Genomic DNA, 20,381 nt, shown 5'->3' with positions numbered 1-20,381 from the left:
CGATGACCACGAGCAACCCGGCGGCCGTCGCCGCCGCGGTACCTTCCGCCCAGACGCCCCGCGCCCGCGGGCGCCGCAAGGCCCTGGACGTATCCACGGTCGTCGTGGTTGCCGTGGTCGTGGTGCTGCTGGCGATCCTGATCCTGTATCCCCTGGCAGCCATCTTCGGTCAGGCGTTCAGCCCTGAAGGCACGTCGGTCATCGCCACCGTCCTCACGTCGGCGGTCAACCGTCAGATCGTGATGAACACCTTCATCCTGGGCGTCCTGGTCGGCGTCTTGGGTACGGTGCTGGGCTTCCTGCTGGCGTACGTGCAGGTCAAGGTGGCTTTCAAGAACAAGCGCCTGTTCCACATCTTGTGCCTGCTGCCCGTGGTGTCGCCGCCGTTCGCGGTCGCCACGGCCATCATCACCTTGCTGGGGCGCCGCGGCATCATCACCCACGGCCTCCTCGGGCTGGAGACCAGCATTTACGGCCTTCCCGGCCTGACGCTGGTGTTGGTGCTGTCGTTCTTCCCCGTGGCCTACATGAACTTCAAGGGCATGCTCGAGAACCTCGATCCGGCCCTGGACGACGCGTCGGCCAACCTGGGGGCGTCCGGCTGGCAGACGTTTTGGAAGGTCACCCTTCCGATGCTGGTGCCCGGCTTCGCAGCATCCTTCCTGCTGTTGTTCGTGGAAGCCATCGCCGACTTGGCCAACCCGCTGGTCATCGGCGGCGACTTCACCGTGCTCGCCTCGCGGGCCTACATCGCGATCACCGGCGAATACGACGTGGCGGCGGGTGCCGCCTACTCGCTGGTGCTGCTGATGCCCGCCGTGTTGGTGTTCGTGGTGCAGCAGTACTGGGTCAGTCGGACGAGCACCGTCACGGTCACCGGCAAGCCCGCTGGCAAGCCACGCCTGATCCACGACCCGCGCGGACGCATCCCGCTGCTCGTCGTCGGCGTGACGATCCTCGCGGTGGTGGTGGGCATCTACCTCACCGTGATCATCGGCGCCTTCACCAAGATCCTCGGCGTCAACAACGAGTTCACCCTCGACAACTTCCGCTACGTGCTCAGCGGCATCGGGAACGAGTCGATTCTGGACACGACCCTGCTGGCGATCATCGCGACGCCCATCGCCGGTGTGCTTGGCATGGTGATGGCGTGGCTGATCGTCCGCAAGGTCAAGCGAGGCTCGGGCCTCCTGGACTTTCTCGGCATGCTCGGCTTGGCCGTCCCCGGCACGGTGGTCGGCATCGGCTACGCCATCGCGTTCAACACGCCGCTGCGGTTCACGATCGGCGGGACGACCATCCAACTGCTTCCTGCCCTGGGCGGTGGCGCTGCCATCTTCGGTGGCGCGATGGCCATCGTGATGGTGTACATCATCCGATCCCTGCCCTCAGGGCAGCGCTCCGGCATCGCCGCCCTGCAACAGATCGACCCGTCGATCGACGAGGCGGCCGCCTCGCTGGGCGCGGAAAGCTTCACGACCTTCCGCACCATCACCTTGCCGTTGATCCGGCCCGCGTTCCTGGCAGGCCTGATCTACGCGTTCGCCCGATCGATGACGACCCTGTCGCCGATCATCTTCATCACCACGCCCTCCACCAAGATCATGACCAAGCAGATCCTCGCCGAGGTCGACGCGGGCCGGTTCGGTAACGCGTTCGCCTTCTGCGTCCTGCTGCTGCTGATCGTTGTCACGGTCATGGGGGCCATGAGCTTGCTGTTGCGGGGACGCAACGACGTCCGCACCCAGAATGGAGCTGGAGCATGACCCTCACCGACCGCCACCACGATTCCGGGCGGATCGTCTTGACCGACCTGGTCAAGGAGTTCTCCGGACGCGACGGCGCCACCCGTGCCGTGGACGGCATCCACCTGGAGACCCAGCCTGGGGAGTTCGTGACGCTGCTGGGGCCGTCCGGCTGCGGCAAGACCACCACGCTGCGCATGGTCGCAGGCTTCGAGACGCCCACGTCGGGGGAGATCTTGCTGGATGGGGCCGACATGACGCGGCTCACGCCCGACAAGCGCCCGATGTCGATGGTGTTCCAAAGCTACGCACTGTTCCCGCACCTGTCGGTGCGCGACAACGTCGCCTATGGGCTCAAGCTGCAAAAGCTCGGCAAGGAGGCCATCAACGACGCCGTCGACAGCGCGCTCACCTCGATGGATCTGGTCAAGCTCGCCAACCGGGCCCCCAACCAGTTGTCCGGTGGGCAGCAGCAGCGTGTCGCCTTGGCTCGTGCCATGGTCATGCGTCCCAAGGTCTTGCTGTTCGATGAGCCGTTGTCCAACCTGGACGCCAAGCTGCGTGTCCAGATGCGTACCGAGATTCGCAACCTGCAGCAGAAGCTGGGCATCACGGCGCTCTACGTCACCCACGATCAGGACGAGGCGATGTCGCTCTCGGACCGGATCGTCGTCATGAACAAGGGCAAGATCGAGCAGGTCGGGACGCCGGATGAGATCTACCGTCGACCGGCCACCGTGTTCGTCGCCGACTTCATCGGGTCGGCCAACTTCCTTGACCCGACTGGGGTCACCGTGCTGGGCGATCACGCTCGCGTGGACGTCTTGGGTAGCCAGCGAGAGCTCAAGGCGGCTCCTGGGGCGGCGGAGGCCAGCGCCCACGTTGTCTTGGTGCGTCCCGAGTCGGTGCAACTGCGGCCCAGCGCGGCCGAGGTCGCCGAGGGCGAGTCGGTCCTGGGCGGGCGCGGACGCGTCCTGCGGGCCGTGTTCTATGGCTCGGTCGTGGAATACGAGATTGACACGGACGCCGGCACCATCATCGCCGTGGTGTCCGATCCCGATCCGGACGCGATCCTCGCTGAGGACGACCTGGTGGAGGTGGACTTCCCGCGGGATCGCGGGTGGCTGCTGCCCGCTTGAGCGCGGTGCTCTGGGCCAGCCAGCACGGGGGGGAACAAGCCCGGCTCGACGTCGTGACGTCGAGCCGGGCTCCTTTGTGTCTGGTGGCCTATAAGGGTGATGTCTGGCGGCCTACGAGGTTTCCTGGCCCGGGTTCTGCTCGGCGAGCGCCGAGTAGAGGTCGCTGCGCGCCTGGGTGAGGATCGCGGCGATCCGCTGCAACTGGGCGGGCGTGGCTGCCCGGGCAGCGTGACGCACCGCGCCGTGGAGGTCATGCATCAAGGCCGGGAGTTCAACCCCGGACGCGTCGGCGTCCACGAAGGGATCGCTCCAGGTGGCCTGGTGTTCGGTCACGTAGGCGGCACCCGCCTCGGTGAGCGTGGCGAGCTTGCGCCCATCGGCATGCCCGAGAGTGATGAGGCCCTCGTCGGCCAGTGCCGACAACGTGGGGTAGATCGCGCCCGGGCTGGGCGTCCAGCGCCCCCCGGAGCGTTCGGTGATCGTCTGCATGAGCTGGTAGCCGTGCATGGGCTCCTCGCTCAGCAGACGCAGGATCGTGGTGCGGACGTCGCCGCGGGCGGCGCGACCGCCGCGGGGGCCACGGTGGCCACCGTGACGCGAGCCGCGCGGGCCGGGGCCTTCAGGGCCGCGGAAAGGTCCGTCGCCGTCACCGGGGAAGCCTGGATGCCCGTCGAAGGAGCGTGAGCGCGGGTCGCCGTACGGTTCGCGGCTCATGCCGGGATCGAAGCCGGGGCCGTCGAAACGGGGGCCACGGCGTCCGCGGGGGCCGCGCTGGGAGCGAGGGTCGGCGTCCTCGTTGCGGAAAGAGTGATGATCGTGGTTGTGAGTCATGGTGGTTCCTTTCGTGTGTCGCTCACCATGACAGTAACGATATATCGTAATGTGTCGAGACGCAAGGGTCGTCGCAGGTGGGCGTTACGGTGTCCGTGCGAACGGGCGCACAGGTGCCTGTGGGGGAGGGGACTCGATGGCTGGGCGACGCAGGGTCAACACGGCGCCCGTGATCGCTCCACTGCGCTTGGGCGACCTGGAGGCCGCCGAGGCCGACAGCATCGAGCCACGCCTGGATTACTGGGGTCAGCGCTACAGAGCGGCCCAGTTGGGCGACCGTGACCTCGGCGGCGTCGAGTTCCACGGGTGTGAGTTCGTCGGGCTAGCCGCGGGTGAGGCCAACATGCGAGGCTCCCGCTTCGTCGAGGTGAGGATCGAGCGCCTGGATGCCGCCGTGCTGCGCGTGGCGCGGTCGTCCTGGCGTGACGTCGTGATCGAGGGGTCGAGGGTGGGTGCGGCCGAGATGTATGAGTCTGACGTCGCCTCGGTGCGGATCGTGCGCAGCAAGCTCGACTTCGTCAACCTGCGGTCGGCGAAGATTCGCGACGTCACCTTCGAGGACTGCGTCATCGGGGAGATCGACCTGGGGCAGTCGCGGGTCGAACGGGTCAGCTTCGCAGGGTGCACCCTGGGCGACATTCGCTTCGATGGGGCGCGGATGCGGGCGGTCGATCTTCGCGGTGCGCACCTCTCGGTCATCGGTGGTGTCGCCTCCATGGCTGGGGTGGTGGTCACCCCGGAGCAGGCCGCCGAACTGGCCCCGGTGCTCGCCGCGCATCTCGGCATTCTGCTCCAGGAGTAGAAACGCTTCGACGCGATAAAGCAACACGATCCCACACTATTGCTCTTTGGTCATACGTTTATCTCTTGACTTCTCCTGTGTTTGCCGGAAATATACGGCTGTGGGTGTGACACCCCGCCCGACTCGCAGAGCCGCGATCGGTCACACATGGAGGTCACCGATGACTCTTCCTGACGCACGCGTCAACAAGAATTTGCAGGGCCCCGGCGTCCGGGCCCAGGTCCAACGAGTCGGCGGGTATCTGGCCGGCATGATCATGCCGAACATCGGCGCTTTCATCGCCTGGGGCCTGATCGCCGCACTGTTCATCAAGACGGGCTGGTTGCCGAACCCCGTCTTGGCTCAACTCGTCGCCCCGATGCTGTACTACCTGCTGCCGGTCCTGATCGGCTACACCGGCGGCCGGATGGTGCACGGACAGCGAGGTGCCGTCATCGGCGCCATCGCCACCGCCGGGGTCATCGTCGGCGGCCTGCCGCAACTGCCCACGTTTGACGGCGGCACGCCCATGTTCCTCGGGGCCATGATCCTGGGGCCGCTCGCCGCGTTCGTGCTGCGGCTGCTGGACAAGGCCATCGACGGCAAGATCCCCTCCGGCTTCGAGATGCTGGTGGACAACTTCTCCTTGGGCATCCTCGGCCTGCTGTTCGCCATTCTCGGCGTCCTGGGTGTGGGGCCCGTGTTGTCAGTGCTGATCGGGGTGCTGGCCGCGGGGGTCGACTTCCTTGTCAAGGCCGGGTTATTGCCGCTGGCCTCCCTGTTCGTGGAGCCCGCGAAGGTCCTGTTCCTCAACAACGCCATCAATCACGGCATCTTCACCCCGTTGGCCGCGATCGACGTTCAGGCCACCGGCGAGTCCATCTTGTTCATGGTCGAGTCGAACCCTGGAGCCGGGCTGGGCCTGCTGCTCGCCTTCATGTTCTTCGGCCCGAAGAAGCTCCGCCCCGCGACACCCGGGGCGATCATCATTCACTTCCTGGGCGGTATCCACGAGATCTACTTCCCCTATGTGCTGATGAAGCCCGTCATGATCCTGGCCACGATTGCGGGCTCCATGTCGGGTCTGTTCGTGGCCACATGGCTCCATGCAGGTCTCGTCGCGGCCGCCTCGCCGGGCTCGATCATCGCCTACTTCCTCGTGACGCCTCCCGGCGGTCACCTCGCCATGATCGCCACGGTCACCACGGCGACGGTCGTCTCCTTCGTCGTGGCCTCCGCGTTGCTGAAGTTCGGACGCGGTCAAGACGATGCCGATACCGAGGTGGCCGACGACACCGTGACGACCATGGGGAACGATCTGCTCGCCGCCCCCGGAGCCTCCGCAGCCGCGGGTGTGCGCACCATCAACGGCGGCGACGTGAAGCGCCTGGTCATCGCCTGCGACGCGGGCATGGGCTCCTCCGTCATGGTTGCATCCCAGATGAAGAAGCGGCTCGCGCCCTACGGTGTCGAGGTCACGCACACCCCCGTCGACTCGATCCCCGCAGACGCGCAAGTGGTCCTCACCCAGGACGGCCTCGTCAACCGGGCCGTCGCCACAGCCCCGCACGCCGTCGTCGTCCCGTTCGCCAACTACATGGGCGACCCGGCCTTCGACCGCGTCGAGAAGGCCGTCAAGGAGCGCCGACTGCTCTCGCCGACCGGCCTCGGCGAACTTACCGGCGCCCCCCATACCTCCGCGGACCCGGAGGCGTCCGCCGCCCCGAAGAAGCGCAAGAAGACCCTGGACGCGGGCGTCCTGCCGAAGGGCAACGTCCGGCTGGGTCTGACGGCACGCGATAAGGAGGACGCGATCCGGCAGGCCGGTGCGGTGCTGGTCTCCGGCGGGGCGGCGGATCCGGGATACATCGACGGCATGCTGGCGCGTGAGCTGCAGACGTCGACGTTCCTGGGCGCCGGTGTCGCGATTCCGCACGGGACGAACGAGGCCCGTGCGCACATCAAGTCCGCAGCCCTGGGGTTCTTGCAGTTCCCCGACGGCATCGATTGGGACGGTCAGACGGCCTACGTCATCATCCCGATCGCATCTAACAGCGACGAGCACATCGGCGTCTTGTCCGCTCTCGCGTCTACCCTGGCCGACAAGACCAAGTCTGCGAAGCTGCGCACCGTCACGAGCGTGGACGAGGTTCTCGACCTGCTGACACCCGAAGAAGAGGAGTGATTCATCACCATGAAGGCACTGAGGTTCTATGCACCCGGTGACGTGCGGCTCGAGGACGTCCCCGAACCCGTGGCGGGCCCCGACGAGGTGAAGATCCGCGTCCGGAACTGTTCCACCTGCGGCACTGACGTCAAGATTCGCAACAACGGCCACCCCAACATCACGCGGGTGACCACGATGGGTCACGAAATTGCCGGTGAGGTCGTCGAGGTGGGTGCGGACGCGCTGGGCGGGTTCCAGGTCGGTGACCGCGTTCAAGTCATCGCGGCCGTGCCCTGCGGGGAATGCCACGAGTGTCGCAAGGGCTGGATGGAGGTCTGTGAGAACCAGACGTCCATCGGGTACCAGTACGACGGCGGTTTCGCCGAGTACATGATCGTCCCGGCTGCGGTGCTCAAGGTCGACGGCCTCAACCACATCCCCGACGGGGTGGGTTTTGACGAGGCTTCGGCTGCGGAGCCCTTCGCGTGCGCGATCAACGCCCAGGAGCAGATCGGCATCGAGGAGGGCGACGTCGTCGTCGTCTTCGGTGCGGGCCCGATCGGCGCGATGCACGTGCGCATTGCGCGCGGCGTCCACAAGGCGGGCACGATCATCCTGATCGACATCAACGCCGAACGGCTGAAGATGACCGCCGACGCGGTGCACCCCGACATCACGATCGACGGGTCGAGCGTCAACGTGGTCGAAGAGGTGCTCAAGCTCACGAAGGGGCGGGGCGCCGATGTGATCATCACGGCCACCCCCGCGAACATCACCCAGGAGCAGGCCGTCGCCATGGCGGCCCGCAACGGACGCATCTCGTTCTTCGGGGGCCTTCCCAAGAACAACCCGACCATCGCGCTGGACAGCAACCTCGTCCACTACCGTCAGCTCCACATCCATGGGGCCAACGGTTCTGCGCCCGAGCATCACAAGCGGGCCCTGGCTTACATCGCGAGCGGTCAGATCCCCGTGAAGGACCTCATCACCCGGCACGTGCCGTTGGCGGATGCCTTGGAGGCGTTCGACATTGTCGCTCGTGGTGAGGCCATCAAGGTGACTGTCGAGCCGTAACCCGTCCCCGGACCGCGAAGGCGGGCGCCCCGATTCCGGGACGCCCGCCTTCGTGTTGCTCCGAGGTGGGGCTCACCTCAGCAGTGCCGCCGCCAACTCCTTGGCGTCACGGGAGTTGCGGGACTCCACCACCTGCGCGGCGACCTGCTGGCACTTTTGCAGGCTCACCTTGCCGAGTTGGACGCCGACCGCCGGGATGGCGTTGACGGCCATCGACAGGGACGTGATGCCCAACCCGATCAGGACGCAGGCCAGCAGCGGATCGGCCGCCGCTTCACCACACACGCCGACCGGCTTGTTGACGCGCTGACCGGCGGCGGCGGCGTTTTGCACCAGCCGCAGCACGGCGGGCTGCCAGGGGTCGGTCAGCATCGCGAGGCTGCTGGCCATCCGGTCTGACGCCATCGTGTACTGCGTCAGGTCGTTGGTGCCGATCGAGAAGAAGTCGACCTCTTTGAGGAAGGCGTCCGGCATGATGCCCACCGCCGGAACCTCGACCATGATGCCGGGGGTCAGATCGCGCTCACGGCACTTCTGCGCGAACTCGAACGCCTCATCGACGGTGGCGACCATGGGCGCCATCACCCACGGCTTCTCCACGCCGTTGTCTTCGGCGGCCTGGGCGATCGCGTCGAGTTGGCGCTCCACCAGGCCCGGGTTCTTCCAGCCCAGGCGGATACCGCGGACGCCGAGGGCCGGGTTCTCCTCCTCTTCGTGGTTCGCGAAGGGGACCGGCTTATCGGAACCGGCGTCCAGCGTCCGCACCACGACCTTCTGGCCGGGGAACGCGGAGAACACCTCGCTGTAGATCGCGGCCTGCTCGGCCACAGACGGTTCCGTTTGGGCGGTGAGGAAGCTCAGCTCGGTGCGGTAGAGGCCCACACCTTCGGCGGGGGACGTGCTGGCCTTGCGCGCGGCTGCACCATCGGACACGTTCGCGAGCAATTGCACGTGGACGCCGTCGGCGGTCTGGGCGGGGCCCGCCCAGCCGCGGATCTCCTCGCGCAGCGCGGCGTCCTGCTTCACGAGTTCCTGAGCCTGGGCCGGATCCGGCGACAGCGTGATGATGCCGCTGGTGCCATCCACCAAGATGGGGGCGCCTTCCACGACGCTCTCCAGGTCGGACGCGGCCACGATGCAGGGGATGCCGAGCTGGCGGGCGATGATCGCGGTGTGGCTCGTCGGACCACCGAAGCGGGTGACGAGGGCCTTGATCATGGTGGGATCGAGCCCGGCGGTGTCGGCGGGCGCCAAGTCCTGGGCGCACAGCACGACGGGGCTGGTGGGCTTCGGGACGCCCGGCTCGGGCAGCCCCATGAGTTCGGCCACGACGCGATCGCGGATGTCCTTCAGGTCGGTGGTGCGCTCGGCCATGAGCCCGCCGACCTTTTCGAATTGGACGACGAACTGGTCAATTGCTTTCGCGGTCGCCTGCTCGGCCTGCTCGCCGCCGTTGATGAGCTTGGTGGCCGCACGGATCCAGCCACGATCCCGGGCGAGGGCTGCGGTTGCGCCGAGGACTTCGGTGGCGACGCCGGTGGCGGCGCTGGCGCGTTCGGTGAAGCGGCTGGCTACGGCGTCTGCGGCTGCCTTGAAGCGTTCCACCTCGGCGGGTCGGGCGTCTTCGGCGACGTGCGATGCCGTGGCGGGCGGTACATAGGCCGGTCGTGTCCATGCTGCGGGGGCGTACGCGTACCCGCCGACCACTCCGGTGCCACGCACAGTCTTTTTCTCCATTGTTTTTCCTCTGCGTTGCGGGGCGTTAACCCTCCGATCATCCCGCCCCGGGCTTGCCGGGTCAACATAAAGTCGGTATACCGGGACCGTTCATCATGTCCGATCGAGTCTGCTCTTGGTCGGTTGACGAAGGGGTCTCGATGTACGCAGAAGAACGCCAGCACGAGATCGTGACGCGCGCCCGCGGGCTGGGCCGGGTGTCGGTGGCGGAACTGGCGACGCGTTTCGACGTCACTCCCGAAACGATCCGCCGCGACCTGGACGCGCTTTCGGGGCGCGGGCTCCTGAGCAGGGTTCACGGCGGTGCGGTTCCCGCGGAGAAGCTGCGCTTGGCGGAGGCGTCCCTCGACAGTAGGCAGACCAGCTTCCCTGAGGAGAAGCTGGCCATCGCCCGGGCGGCGATGGGTCTGTTGCCCCGCCGCGAGGGTTTGACCGTCATCATCGACGCGGGTACGACGACGGGACGCCTGTGCTCGTTGCTGCCGGAATGGGTGTCGCTCGTGGTCACGAACTCGGTATCGGCCGCGGAGATGCTCGCCGCTCGGGGTGACCTGGAGGTCATGATGCTGGGCGGGCAGGTGCGTAACCTCACCCAGGCGACCGTCGGGGAACCCGCGCTGAGTGTCTTGCGGCAGTTGCGGGTGGATGTGGCGTTCCTGGGCACGAATGGGATTTCGGCCGAGCACGGCTTCTCGACTCCCGACCCTCACGAAGGTGCGGTCAAGCGGGCCATGGCGCGCTGTGCGGCGCAGGTCTTCGTCCTGGGGGACGCGTCCAAGATGGACAACGAGTACCTCGTCCGGTTCGCCGAGGTTGATGAGGTGGACGCGCTGGTGACCGACGCGCGTCTCCCGCAGGAGCGAGCTGAGGAACTGCGCGTGGCGGGGCTCACGGTGGAGATCGCCTGAACCTGACGCGAAATCCACGCGATCCCACACCCTTTTTTGGGTTTTGGTCTTGCCAAGCGGTCAAAACCAAGATAGAAACAGACATACCAACATTGCCCCAAGGGAGTGGACATGGGTAACAGCAGCTTCGCGCGGGAAGCCACGACGCCTGCCGTCGTCACCTTCACCGCCAACCCCAGCATCGACCGGACGATCGCCCTGGGGCAGGCCCTGGAACGCGGCGAAGTGCAACGAGCCACCGGCGTGTTCGAGCAGGCCGCGGGCAAGGGCGTCAACGTGGCCCAGGTCTTGTTCAACGCCGGAGTCGCGGTCGCCGTCGTCGCCGCAGCGATCGATGCCCCGTATCGCGCGTTGAGTGATCGAGCCCAGACGCCGCTCACCGTCGTCGGCGTCCCCCTCAAGGCGCCGCAGCGCGTCCGCGTCAACACCACCATCACCGAGCCGGACGGCACCACGACGAAGATCAACGAGGCAGGCCCGGAACTGACCTCCGCGCAGGTCGCGCTGGCCGCCGAGGCGCTCACCGACGTGGCCCGCGGCGCCTCCTGGGTCGTGTTGTCGGGGTCGCTGCCACCCGGCGCCCCCGTCGACTGGTACGCCACGCTCGCTGCCGCCGTTCGCACCGACGACACCCTGGTGGCGATCGACACCTCCGGAGCGGCTTTAGACGCCGTGCTGGCGGCCCTGCCGCATGCGCCCTTCGACCTCATCAAACCCAACTCCGAAGAACTCGCACAGCTCACCGGCGGTGACGCGGCGGCCTTCGAGCGCGCCGCAGCCGAGGGTGACCTGTCGGGGATCGTCGCCGCGGCTGCGACCCTGCGGGATCGCGGGATCGCGAACGTCCTGGTCACCTTGGGTGGCTCGGGGGCCGTCCTCGTCAACGCCGAGGGCGCCTGGTACGGCCAGGCTCCCCGCATCGACGTGGCCAGCACCGTCGGGGCGGGCGACTCTTCGGTTGCGGGTTTCATCCTCGCCGAGGTGGCGGGAGAGTCCGCTCCTGCTTGCCTGGCTTCTGCCATCGCGTATGGAACCGCCGCAGCCTCGCTGCCCGGAACCACGCTTCCCACCCGTTCCGACCTGCCCGGCGCCCCCGTCGTCACGGCCGTCACGCTTCCGCACCGGGTCTGACCCGGGCTGCTTCCTTTCGCCCTTCGCGGCCCTTCCGGGCCTCGGTGAGCACTCAAGGTCTGCTGGTGCAGATCCCTCACTATCCGCACACCACCTGTTGGAAGGGACAAGCTGTGCCCCTCATCACCGAATCCCTCGTCGCGCTCGATACCGACTTGGGCGCCACCAAACAAGACGTGATCGCGTCCCTGGCCGGGCTCGTCCAGGCCGCCGGACGCGCTGACGCCGCAGGCCTGACCGCCGACGCGCTGGAACGAGAGTCGAAGGCCGCCACCGGGTTGCCCGGAGGCTTCGCCATCCCGCACTGCCGCTCCGCGGCGGTCAAGGAGGCCTCCCTTGCGTTCGCTCGCCTGTCCCATCCGGTCGACTTCGGGGCCAAAGATGGCCCCGCCGACCTCGTCTTCCTCATCGCCGCGGCAGCAGACGGGGATGCGGATCACCTCAAGCTGCTGACCAAGCTGGCGCGTGCCCTGGTCAAGAAGGACTTCTTGGCCTCCCTGCGGGCAGCGAGCAGCCCGGCGGAGATCGTCGCCCTCGTGGACGGGGTGGTGAATCCCCCCGAGCGGCCCGCCGACGACGCGCCGGCCGCACCTGTAGCATCCTCGGTCGCGCCAGCCGCAGCGCAGGCCAGCGAGCGCCCGCTCATCGTCGCGGTGACGGCGTGCCCGACCGGGATCGCGCACACCTACATGGCAGCCGATTCCCTCGTCGCGGCAGGAAAAGAGGCGGGCGTCGACGTCCAGGTGGAGACCCAGGGCTCCGGCGGTGTGACGCCGCTTCCCGCCGCCACCATCGCCCGCGCTCGTGCCGCCATCTTCGCCACCGACGTCGGCGTCAAGGACATGTCGCGCTTCGCGGGGCTGCCGGTCATCGAGTCGGGCGTCAAGCGCGCCATCAATGAGCCTGGCGTCATGATCACCGAAGCGCTGGCCGCTGCGGACAACCCGCAGGCCCGGAAGGTGGCTGCCGGAGGCGCCGCCAGCGAGGAGTCCGCGGGGGAGGGCGCCCAGCTCAGCGTCGGCAAGAAGGTCATGCAGGCCCTGATGACGGGCGTCTCCTACATGCTGCCGTTCGTGGCTGCGGGCGGCCTCCTGATCGCCCTCGGGTTCCTGTTCGGTGGCTTCGACATCGCGTTGGCCCCCGGCTCCAGTTCCGCGGCCCGCACCTGTGCGGCGTTGACGTGGGCCGATCCCGGCGCCTGCGCCAAGGCGACGAGCATCGCCAAGCTGGCTATCGATACCGGCTGGGGTGCCGGGGTCGACTACCTGGGCGCGGTGCTGTTCACGATCGGTGGGGCTGCGTTCGGCTTCCTCGTCCCGGCGTTGTCGGGCTACATCGCCTACGGCATCGCCGGACGCCCGGGTATCGCTCCCGGCTTCGTCGGTGGCGCGATCTCCGCGACGCTGGGCGCAGGCTTCCTCGGTGGCATCTTTACCGGCCTCCTGGCAGGCGTCGTGGCGCTGTGGCTGTCCAACCGCAAGGTGCCTCGCTGGCTCGCCGGGTTGATGCCGGTGGTGGTGATTCCTCTGGTGACCACGTTGATCGTGGGCGGGTTGATGTACTTCCTGATCGGCGCGCCCCTGGCTTCGCTGACGCTGGCGATGAAGACTGGGCTCACGGGCATGTCGGGTGGTTCCAAGATCGTCTTGGGCATCGTTCTTGGTCTGATGATGTGCTTCGACCTGGGCGGTCCGGTCAACAAGGCCGCCTACCTGTTCGCTACTGCCGGTCTGATGCCGGATGATCCCGCTTCGCTGCAGATCATGGCGGCCGTCATGGCGGCAGGCATGGTGCCCCCCATCGCGATGTCCGTCGCGACGTTCGTCCGCAAGGCTCTGTTCAACAAGGCCGAACGGGAGAACGGTCAGTCGTCGTGGCTGCTGGGTCTGGCCTTCATTTCCGAGGGTGCCATCCCGTTCGCGGCAGCGGACCCGCTGCGCGTCATCCCGTCGATGATGGTCGGCGGCGCGGTCACCGGTGCCCTCACGATGGCACTGGGTGTCGGCAGCTACGCCCCTCACGGTGGCGTGTTCGTGTTCTTCGCCATCCAGAACTTCCTGGGCTTCCTCATCGCCATTGCGATCGGGGTTGTGGTCAGCGCCGCTTTGGTTATCGCGCTGAAGCAGTTCACCCAGAAGAAGACCCCCATCCAGGCCGCTTGATCAGTAGCCTGATCCCCAACCACGTTGTGACTTAAGGAGAAAAACATGGCAAGCAAGACCGTCACCGTCGGGTCCTCCGTCGGCCTCCATGCCCGCCCCGCCGCCATCATCGCCGAAGCCGCCGACGGCTACGACGACGAGATCACCCTGACCCTGGTGGGTGGGGACGACGAGGACGGCGTCGATGCGGCGTCCAGCCTGATGATCATGACGCTCGGCGCTGAGAAGGGCGCGGAGGTCGTCGTGACCTCCGATAACGCGGACGCCGTCGAGGCGATCGCCGCGCTCATCGAGAAGGATCTCGACGCCTGAGCCACGCACCAAACGGCCCGTCCCTTCGGGGGCGGGCCGTTCGTCGTCCTGGGCAGAGGTATTCGTCGTGGGAGACGGTGGCGCATCCTCGCGGCCTTCATCTTGACCATCTGGCGTGCAGCCCTCAGGGAGCCTAGATGGCGATGGCTGGCCCATGCCTGCGTCAGGCGTGCTTGACGCGCCATGCTGAGTGAAGAGTCGAGCACGCTTTACGCTTAGGAGAGGGCATGAACGAGGAAATCGGCAACGCGGCGCTAGCACCGGATGCTCGAACCAGGTGGGGGCGCGTGAGGTTTGGCGGCGGGAGACTCCCAGCCTTGTGGGTGGCATCGCCATTGCCATCACGATGGTCTGGGTGTGCACAGGCCTGGCCTGGGCGCTGATCGTTGACCGCGACACCGTTCGAGGAGCAATGAAAAACCCAGAACAATCGGTTGAGTCGGTCTGGTTTGACCGAGCTGCCAGCGGCGCTTTCTCTGACACCTTGATGACGACAGGGCTCGGGACTGCGGCCATCGTGTTTGCGCGGATCGACATCTCAGCAACAGTTGCTCTCTCTGCTGTCATCCTGATCGCGATGGCATCGTGTGCTGTTCGGTACGTCATCCAGCAACGCCAAGGCTGAGCGATGCAGAACGTGCTGCCCGAGCTACGTCGACAGAAAGGATGGTCGCAACAGCGCCTTGCGGATCAAGTCGGCGTTTCTCGGCAGACAATTATCTCCATCGAGCGCGGGCGGTTCGATCCCTCGCTCCCTCTCGCGTTCAGGCTCGCCCGCGTCTTCGACCGCGCCATCGAGGAGATCTTCACCTCACCAGAGACCGACGACTAGTTCCTCCCTTGTTCCTGCACTCCCACTGAACGTGGGAGTTCCCCCCCCATCGGCACGAGCCGATCAGCCACGACCCCTGGCACACGCACGACGAACACCACCAGCACGAGCACGGCACGGCCGTGCCGACGGGGACCCGGCATCGGCATCGGCACCCGCCCTTCGAGCACACCCACGAGCACGACCCGGACGCCCACCACCGACACCACGACCGGTGGGGCCGGCAGGTCGTCGACCCCGGCGGCTCCGCGGACGCCGGCCCGTCGGTCAGCCGACGGCGTCCACGGCGAAGATCACCACATGGTCGGGGTCGACCGGCGCGTGGGCCAGCCCCACCTCGGTCAGGATCCTTCCGGGGAGCTCGACCCCGGCGTGCGCCCCCTCGGGGCCGCCGCCGGACGCCTGGCCCACGGCCGTCCCCACGCCCCACCACGGAGGCGGGAACAGGCCGGACGGAGGGGTGCCCACCATCAGGGGGCGCGCCCGGTACCGGCGGTCGGGGTCGAGGCCCGCGAAGCGCAGCCGGCCCAGCAGCACGACGTCCGCACGGTCCACGCTGGCGAAGGAGTAGAGCGCCCGCGACCGGTCCGGCGCGATGACGGCGGTCGCCGTCATCGAGCCGTCGGGGAAGTCCAGCCGCACCAGGTCGCCACGGTGGAGCAGGTCGCGCTGCTGCTTGTGGAACGCGACCCACGCGGACAGCTCGGCCAGGTCACGCTCGGAGGCCCGACGCAGGTCCCACTCAATCCCGAAGTGGCCGAAGAGCGCGGTGGCCGCGCGGAAGCCGAGGTCGTGGGTGCGGCCCGTGGTGTGCGAGGTGGGTGAGGCGACGTGGGAGCCCAGCAACTCGGGGGGGAGGAGTTGCGCCGTCCAGCGCTGCATCATCTGGCGTTCGTGGGGGTCGATGCAGTCCGACACCCACACCCGGTCGGTGCGCTGGAGGATGCCGAGGTCCACCCGCCCCCCGCCCGAGGAACACGACTCGATCTCCAACCGTGGGTGGGCCGCGCGGAGCTCGTCCAGCAGCCGGTAGACGGCCAGGGTCTGCGCGTGGACGCCGGGACGCCCGTCGGGGTGGCTGCCCGCGTCGACGAGGTCGCGGTTGTGGTCCCATTTCAGGTAGGCGATGTCGTACTGCGCGAGGATCGCGAACAGGGCGTCGCGGATGTGGGCGTAGCACTCCGGAATGCCCAGGTTCAGCACCTGCTGGTGGCGCGACGGGACGGGGGTCCGCCCTCCGGTCGCCATGACCCACTCCGGATGGGCGCGGGCGATGTCGGAGTCCAGGTTGACCATCTCCGGCTCGACCCACAGGCCGAACTGCATCCCCAACTGCGTGACCCTGTCGACCAGCGGGTGCAGCCCTTGCGGCCACACCTCGGGCGAGACCCACCAGTCGCCCAGCCCGGCGTGGTCGTCGCGGCGCGATCCGAACCAGCCGTCATCCAGGACGAACCGTTCGACGCCGATCGCGGCCGCCTTCTCGGCCAGTTCCACCAGCGGCTCCAGCCGGTGGTCGAAGTACACGGCCTCCCACGTGTTGAGGGTCACCGGCCGGGGCGTGGCGGGGTGCTGCGGCCGTGAGCGCAGGTAGCGGTGGAAGCGCCGGGCGACGGCGTCCAGCCCCGTCCCGTACGAGCCGTACACCCACGGCGAGGTGTAGCTCTCACCCTCGGTGAGCACCACCTCACCGGGGAGCAGCAGCTCCCCGCCGCCGACGACCTGCTCGCCCGTGGCCAAGCGTTCGGCGTAGTGGGTGTGGTTGCCGCTCCATCCGGTGTGCACCCCCCACACCTCCCCGTGGGCGAAGCCGAACCCCGGCGTCCCGGCGTGCAGCACGGTGGCCGCGTCGGCGCCCGTCCGGCCGCGGCGTCCCTCCCGGAGGTGGACGCCGACCGTGAAGCCGCGCCGTTGGGGCGAGCGTTCCCGGCCCCAGCGGCCGGAGAGGTCGAGGAGCTCCCGCGTCACCGGGGGGACGGGGTAGGCCAGCACCAGATCGTCCAGCTGGTAGGCCGTGGCGGCCAGGTTGGTGACCCGGGCCCGGGAGCGCAGCACGCCACCCGGCAGCAGTTCGACAAGCAGCAGCAGCCCCAGGCGGGCCACGTCGTCGACGGCGGCGACCTCGACGAGCGCGCACCCCCCGGCGACGACGGTCGCGTCGCCGCCCGGCGACTCGACCGCCCGGCCGGCCACGGTGAGGGCCGTGGTGGTGAACCTCGGTGACCAGTCCCGCCCGCCCCGCGAACCGCTGAGACCCGGGCGACCGGCCCAGCCGGTCCACGACTCGGGGAGCAGCGCCACGCGGACCGGCTCGTCCACGATGTTGTGGGGGATGGGGTGGACGCCGCCCTCGACGAGGCGGAGGGCGTCCGCGGCGGACACCTCCCCGAGGTCGGCACCCCAGTGGGCGAGAGCCGGCAGCCGGCCCCGGGTGCAGTCCAGCAGCACGCTCACGCCCTCGGAGCGCAGGTGGACGAAGGCGTGGACGGGGGGCGTGGTCATCGGGTCCTCCGGTGGGCGGGGGTGGTCAGCCGTCGGCACGGTCGACGTGGCCGACCCTGAACAGGACGGACGCCGCCACCGGACGCGGCCAGAGCGCGTGTTCGGGCCGGACGTCCGGCCCGCACGAGCGGGAGCCGAGGCCGTGCTGTGCCAGGTCGAGGTAGAGGTGGACGCCGTGGGAGCGGGGAAGCTCGTGGGGGTGGCGGGCGGACGTCCACTCCTCGGCGCTGTGGCGCGCCACCACGAAGCCGGGGCGGGCCCCGGCCACGGGGGTGGTGGTCACGCTGAACGAAGGCAGGCCCTCGCCGGCCAGCCGAAGTTCACGCAGCGCCTCGCGGTGCCCGCTCTCCTGCGGGACGGCGTACCGCACGGTGAGGTCGTCGACGGCGGCCGAGAACCGGCCCACGCGCGCGGCGACCCGGCTGTCGGCGTAGTTCTCGCCCGGGCCCGTGCCGAACCACGACGCCTCGGCGTACCCGGCGGGCAGCCGCAGGTGGACGCCCACGCGCGGCCACGTGACGGTCCAGCCCGCCGACGGCTGGACGTCGACGTCCAGCTGCAGGGCGCCGGCTGACCACCGCCACCGCTGCTCGACGGTCAGGTGCTGCGCCGAGTTGGCGGCGGCGAGCAGGTACCGCGTGGTGAGCCCGTCGGGCCCTGGCACCAGCGCCACGAGCCGCGGCTGCAGCCGGTCGAGCCCGGCCTCCCGCCACCGTTCGGCGGACGACGGCCCGTCGACGCCGAGCCCCATGGTCTCGGCCGGGTCGGCCAGCTCATACGACCCGCGCGTCGCGAGGGAGTCGTTCTCGGTGGGGGCGCGCCACAACGTGACCTCCCCGCCGAGGACGGGGAGCGGGCCCACCGACAGCAGGCGTCCCCAGCGGTCGAACCGGGCCTCGCCGAGGGCGTACCCCCCGTCGTCGCTGGGGACGGCGGGCTCCGGGGCGGCCACCGGCGCGGCGGACGCCCCCGGCTCGACGACCCCGAGCGGCAGCTGTGCGGTGGTGACCACGTGCCCGGCCGTGGCCCACGGCGTCCGGTCGGCCAGGGCCGCGGTGACGGTGAGCCAGTGCTCACCCGCCGCGCCGCGGTCGAGGGTCGGTAGGGGCACGGACGTGGAGTCGCCTGCCGCAACCGGCGGTACGGCCAGGACCCCGGACGCCACCGCGTGGCCGTCGACCTCGTGCACCCACCCGAAGGTGAGGTCGCCGGTGTCGCCGTCGTGGCGCCGGTTGTCGACGGTCACCCCTTCGGCCGCCAGGACCACCTTGATGGGCGTCACCACCGCCGCGTACTCGGCGAGCATCGGGGTCGGCGTCCCGTCGGCCAGCACCATGCCGTCGCACACGAAGCTCCCGTCGTGGAAGACCTCGCCGAAGTCGCCGCCGTAGGCGTGGAACGGGGTGCCGTCGGCGGTGGCCGTGAGGATGCCGTGGTCGCGCCATTCCCACACGAAGCCGCCGTGGAGCGCCGGATGCGCGTCGAATGTGGCCTCGTACGTGGCGATCCCGCCGGCGCCGTTGCCCATCGCGTGGACGTACTCGCACTCGATGATCGGGCGACCCGGTCGCGTCCGGGTGAGCTCGACGAGTTCCTCGACGGTGGCGTACATGCGCGACACCACGTCGACGTAGCGGTCGGTGTGGTCGTTCTCGTAGTGCACCGGACGCCCCGGGTCGCGCCGACGGATCCACGTGGCCATTGCGGCCAGGTTGCCCCCCTGCCCGGACTCGTTCCCGAGCGACCACGCGATGATGCAGGGATGGTTCTTGTCGCGCTCGACCATGCGGTGGGCGCGGTCGAGGTAGACCTCGCGCCAATCGGGGTCGTCGGAGGGGTTGCCGACCCAGCCGTTCGTCTCGAAGCCGTGCGTCTCGAGGTCGCACTCGTCGATGACCCAGAAGCCCAACTCGTCCGCGAGGTCGAGCAGCACCGGGTGGGGCGGGTAGTGGCTGGTGCGGATCGCGTTGATGTTGTGCCGCTTCATGAGCAGCATCGCCTCGCGCACCTTCGGGGCGTCGAACACGCGGCCCTCGATCGGGTCGAAGTCGTGACGGTTCACGCCGCGGAGGCGGAGGCGGCGTCCGTTCACCAGCCAGGCGTCGCCCACGACCTCGACGCGACGGAAGCCCGTCCGCACCGTGACCGTCTCGGCGGCGTTCGCCACCACCACCTCGTACAGCCGGGGTACGTCGGCGCTCCACGGCTCGACGGGGCCGACGTCGAGGGCGTGTGCCGCCGCGGCGTCCCGAAGCTCGGCCTCCAGACCCAGCTCGGGGCACCTCACCCGCACGGGGTAGGCCTCCGGCGGGCACGACAGCTCGACGGTCAGGGTGCCGCGTCCGGTCGCAGGGTCGCGGTCGGCGCGCAGCCACACGTCGTCGAGGCCCGCGTCGGGGCGGTGCAGCAGGGTGACCTCGCGGAAGATCCCCGGAAGCCACCACTGGTCCTGGTCCTCGACGTACGACATGGCCGACCACTGGTGCACGCGGACCACCAGCACGTTCTCGCCCGCCCGGACCTGGTCCGTCACGTCCAGTTCCTGGCGCAGCCGGCTGCCGCGCACGACGCCGACCTCATGGCCGTTGAGCCAGACCCGGCCCAACGACTCGAGCCCGTCGAACCGCAGCCACACGCGCCCGCCGGCGAGCCAGTCGGGCGGCAGCCCGAAGCGCCGCCGGTGGTCGCCGGTCGGGTTCGCGTCCGGGACGTGCGGCGGGTCCAGCGGGAACGGGTACTTCACGTTCGTGTAGGCCGGACGCCCCCAGCGCCCGTCGCCGCGCAGCACCCAGTGCGACGGGACGTCGATGGCGTCCCAGCCCGAGTCGTCGAAGCCCGGGTCGGACGCTGCGGCGTCCGCCTCGCCGGCGCTCGGGTAGAGGCGGAACCGCCAGTCCCCGCACAGGTCGAGCACGGGAGAGTTGCTGTCCAGGTGCGCCCGTGGCGCCACACGGCGTCCGGAGCCGGGGGAGATCTCCTCGATGTAGGCGATGTCGGGGGAGGCGGTGGCAGGCATGGGTTCCTCGCTCGGGCGGGCGGTGGTGGCGGACGCGGGCGGCG

General features: G+C 68.9%; 15 protein-coding genes. 11 read left to right on the top strand and 4 right to left on the bottom strand.

Annotation, left to right across the window (positions count from 1 at the left end):
- The first annotated feature begins 2 nt into the window (after window positions 1–2).
- Together C1706_RS04945 and C1706_RS04940 are read left to right on the top strand one after the other, a co-directional pair.
- Window positions 3–1,766, top strand: coding sequence for an ABC transporter permease (locus C1706_RS04945; RefSeq protein ID WP_129458129.1), 1,764 nt, complete (start codon window positions 3–5; stop codon window positions 1,764–1,766).
- A complete protein-coding gene (locus tag C1706_RS04940) occupies window positions 1,763–2,884 on the top strand; it encodes an ABC transporter ATP-binding protein (protein WP_129458128.1) in 1,122 nt (373 codons plus the stop codon). Before C1706_RS04945 ends, C1706_RS04940 begins: the two co-directional genes overlap by 4 nt.
- 111 nt (window positions 2,885–2,995) lie before the next feature.
- Here C1706_RS04940 and C1706_RS04935 read toward each other — a convergent pair whose 3' ends face one another.
- Window positions 2,996–3,715 carry a PadR family transcriptional regulator gene (locus C1706_RS04935; RefSeq protein WP_129458127.1) on the bottom strand — a complete coding sequence of 240 codons (720 nt, stop codon included), beginning with the start codon at window positions 3,713–3,715 and terminating at the stop codon, window positions 2,996–2,998.
- Window positions 3,716–3,884: 169 nt separating this feature from the next.
- On the opposite strand from C1706_RS04935, the gene C1706_RS04930 reads away from it, so the two are divergent.
- The 3 genes from C1706_RS04930 (at window position 3,885) to C1706_RS04920 (ending at window position 7,737) form a co-directional block, all read left to right on the top strand.
- The gene (locus C1706_RS04930) at window positions 3,885–4,517 is read left to right on the top strand and encodes a pentapeptide repeat-containing protein (protein ID WP_164987434.1); all 633 of its coding nucleotides are present in this window, start codon (window positions 3,885–3,887) and stop codon (window positions 4,515–4,517) included.
- A gap of 160 nt (window positions 4,518–4,677) precedes the next feature.
- Window positions 4,678–6,681 (top strand): PTS mannitol transporter subunit IICBA, encoded by a 2,004-nt coding sequence (locus tag C1706_RS04925; RefSeq protein ID WP_129458125.1) that lies wholly within the window; start codon window positions 4,678–4,680, stop codon window positions 6,679–6,681.
- Between the two features lie 9 nt (window positions 6,682–6,690).
- Entirely contained in the window at window positions 6,691–7,737 is a 1,047-nt protein-coding gene (locus C1706_RS04920) for a zinc-dependent dehydrogenase (RefSeq protein WP_129458124.1), read from the top strand.
- Window positions 7,738–7,809: 72 nt separating this feature from the next.
- Here the strand turns inward: C1706_RS04920 and ptsP are convergent, their stop codons facing one another.
- Window positions 7,810–9,474, bottom strand: coding sequence for a phosphoenolpyruvate--protein phosphotransferase (ptsP, locus tag C1706_RS04915; RefSeq protein ID WP_129458123.1), 1,665 nt, complete (start codon window positions 9,472–9,474; stop codon window positions 7,810–7,812).
- Window positions 9,475–9,614: 140 nt separating this feature from the next.
- Between ptsP and C1706_RS04910 the strand changes: the two genes are divergently transcribed.
- The 6 genes from C1706_RS04910 to C1706_RS04885 all read left to right on the top strand — a co-directional run bounded on the left by C1706_RS04910 (window position 9,615) and on the right by C1706_RS04885 (window position 14,819).
- Window positions 9,615–10,382, top strand: a complete 768-nt coding sequence (locus tag C1706_RS04910; RefSeq protein ID WP_129458122.1) for a DeoR/GlpR family DNA-binding transcription regulator — start codon at window positions 9,615–9,617, stop codon at window positions 10,380–10,382.
- Window positions 10,383–10,493: 111 nt separating this feature from the next.
- The gene (locus tag C1706_RS04905; RefSeq protein WP_129458121.1) at window positions 10,494–11,513 is read left to right on the top strand and encodes a 1-phosphofructokinase family hexose kinase; all 1,020 of its coding nucleotides are present in this window, start codon (window positions 10,494–10,496) and stop codon (window positions 11,511–11,513) included.
- A gap of 113 nt (window positions 11,514–11,626) precedes the next feature.
- On the top strand, window positions 11,627–13,675 hold the full coding sequence (locus C1706_RS04900; protein ID WP_241653438.1) for a PTS fructose transporter subunit IIABC: 2,049 nt from the start codon (window positions 11,627–11,629) through the stop codon (window positions 13,673–13,675).
- Between the two features lie 45 nt (window positions 13,676–13,720).
- Window positions 13,721–13,987 carry an HPr family phosphocarrier protein gene (locus C1706_RS04895; RefSeq protein WP_129458120.1) on the top strand — a complete coding sequence of 89 codons (267 nt, stop codon included), beginning with the start codon at window positions 13,721–13,723 and terminating at the stop codon, window positions 13,985–13,987.
- 319 nt (window positions 13,988–14,306) lie between these two features.
- Window positions 14,307–14,612 carry a hypothetical protein gene (locus C1706_RS04890; protein ID WP_129458119.1) on the top strand — a complete coding sequence of 102 codons (306 nt, stop codon included), beginning with the start codon at window positions 14,307–14,309 and terminating at the stop codon, window positions 14,610–14,612.
- 3 nt (window positions 14,613–14,615) lie between these two features.
- Window positions 14,616–14,819, top strand: coding sequence for a helix-turn-helix transcriptional regulator (locus C1706_RS04885; protein ID WP_129458118.1), 204 nt, complete (start codon window positions 14,616–14,618; stop codon window positions 14,817–14,819).
- A 267-nt stretch (window positions 14,820–15,086) separates the two neighbouring features.
- On the opposite strand, the gene C1706_RS04880 is transcribed toward C1706_RS04885, so the two are convergent.
- Both C1706_RS04880 and C1706_RS04875 read right to left on the bottom strand, forming a co-directional pair.
- The gene (locus C1706_RS04880; RefSeq protein ID WP_129458117.1) at window positions 15,087–17,321 is read right to left on the bottom strand and encodes an alpha-galactosidase; all 2,235 of its coding nucleotides are present in this window, start codon (window positions 17,319–17,321) and stop codon (window positions 15,087–15,089) included.
- Between the two features lie 25 nt (window positions 17,322–17,346).
- Window positions 17,347–20,337 (bottom strand): glycoside hydrolase family 2 TIM barrel-domain containing protein, encoded by a 2,991-nt coding sequence (locus C1706_RS04875; RefSeq protein WP_129458116.1) that lies wholly within the window; start codon window positions 20,335–20,337, stop codon window positions 17,347–17,349.
- Between the last annotated feature and the right edge of the window lie 44 nt (window positions 20,338–20,381).

The organism is Propioniciclava flava, from assembly GCF_004126535.1.
Classification (GTDB): Bacteria; Actinomycetota; Actinomycetes; order Propionibacteriales; family Propionibacteriaceae; genus Propioniciclava; species Propioniciclava flava.
This window is presented reverse-complemented; position numbering and strand designations above follow the sequence as displayed.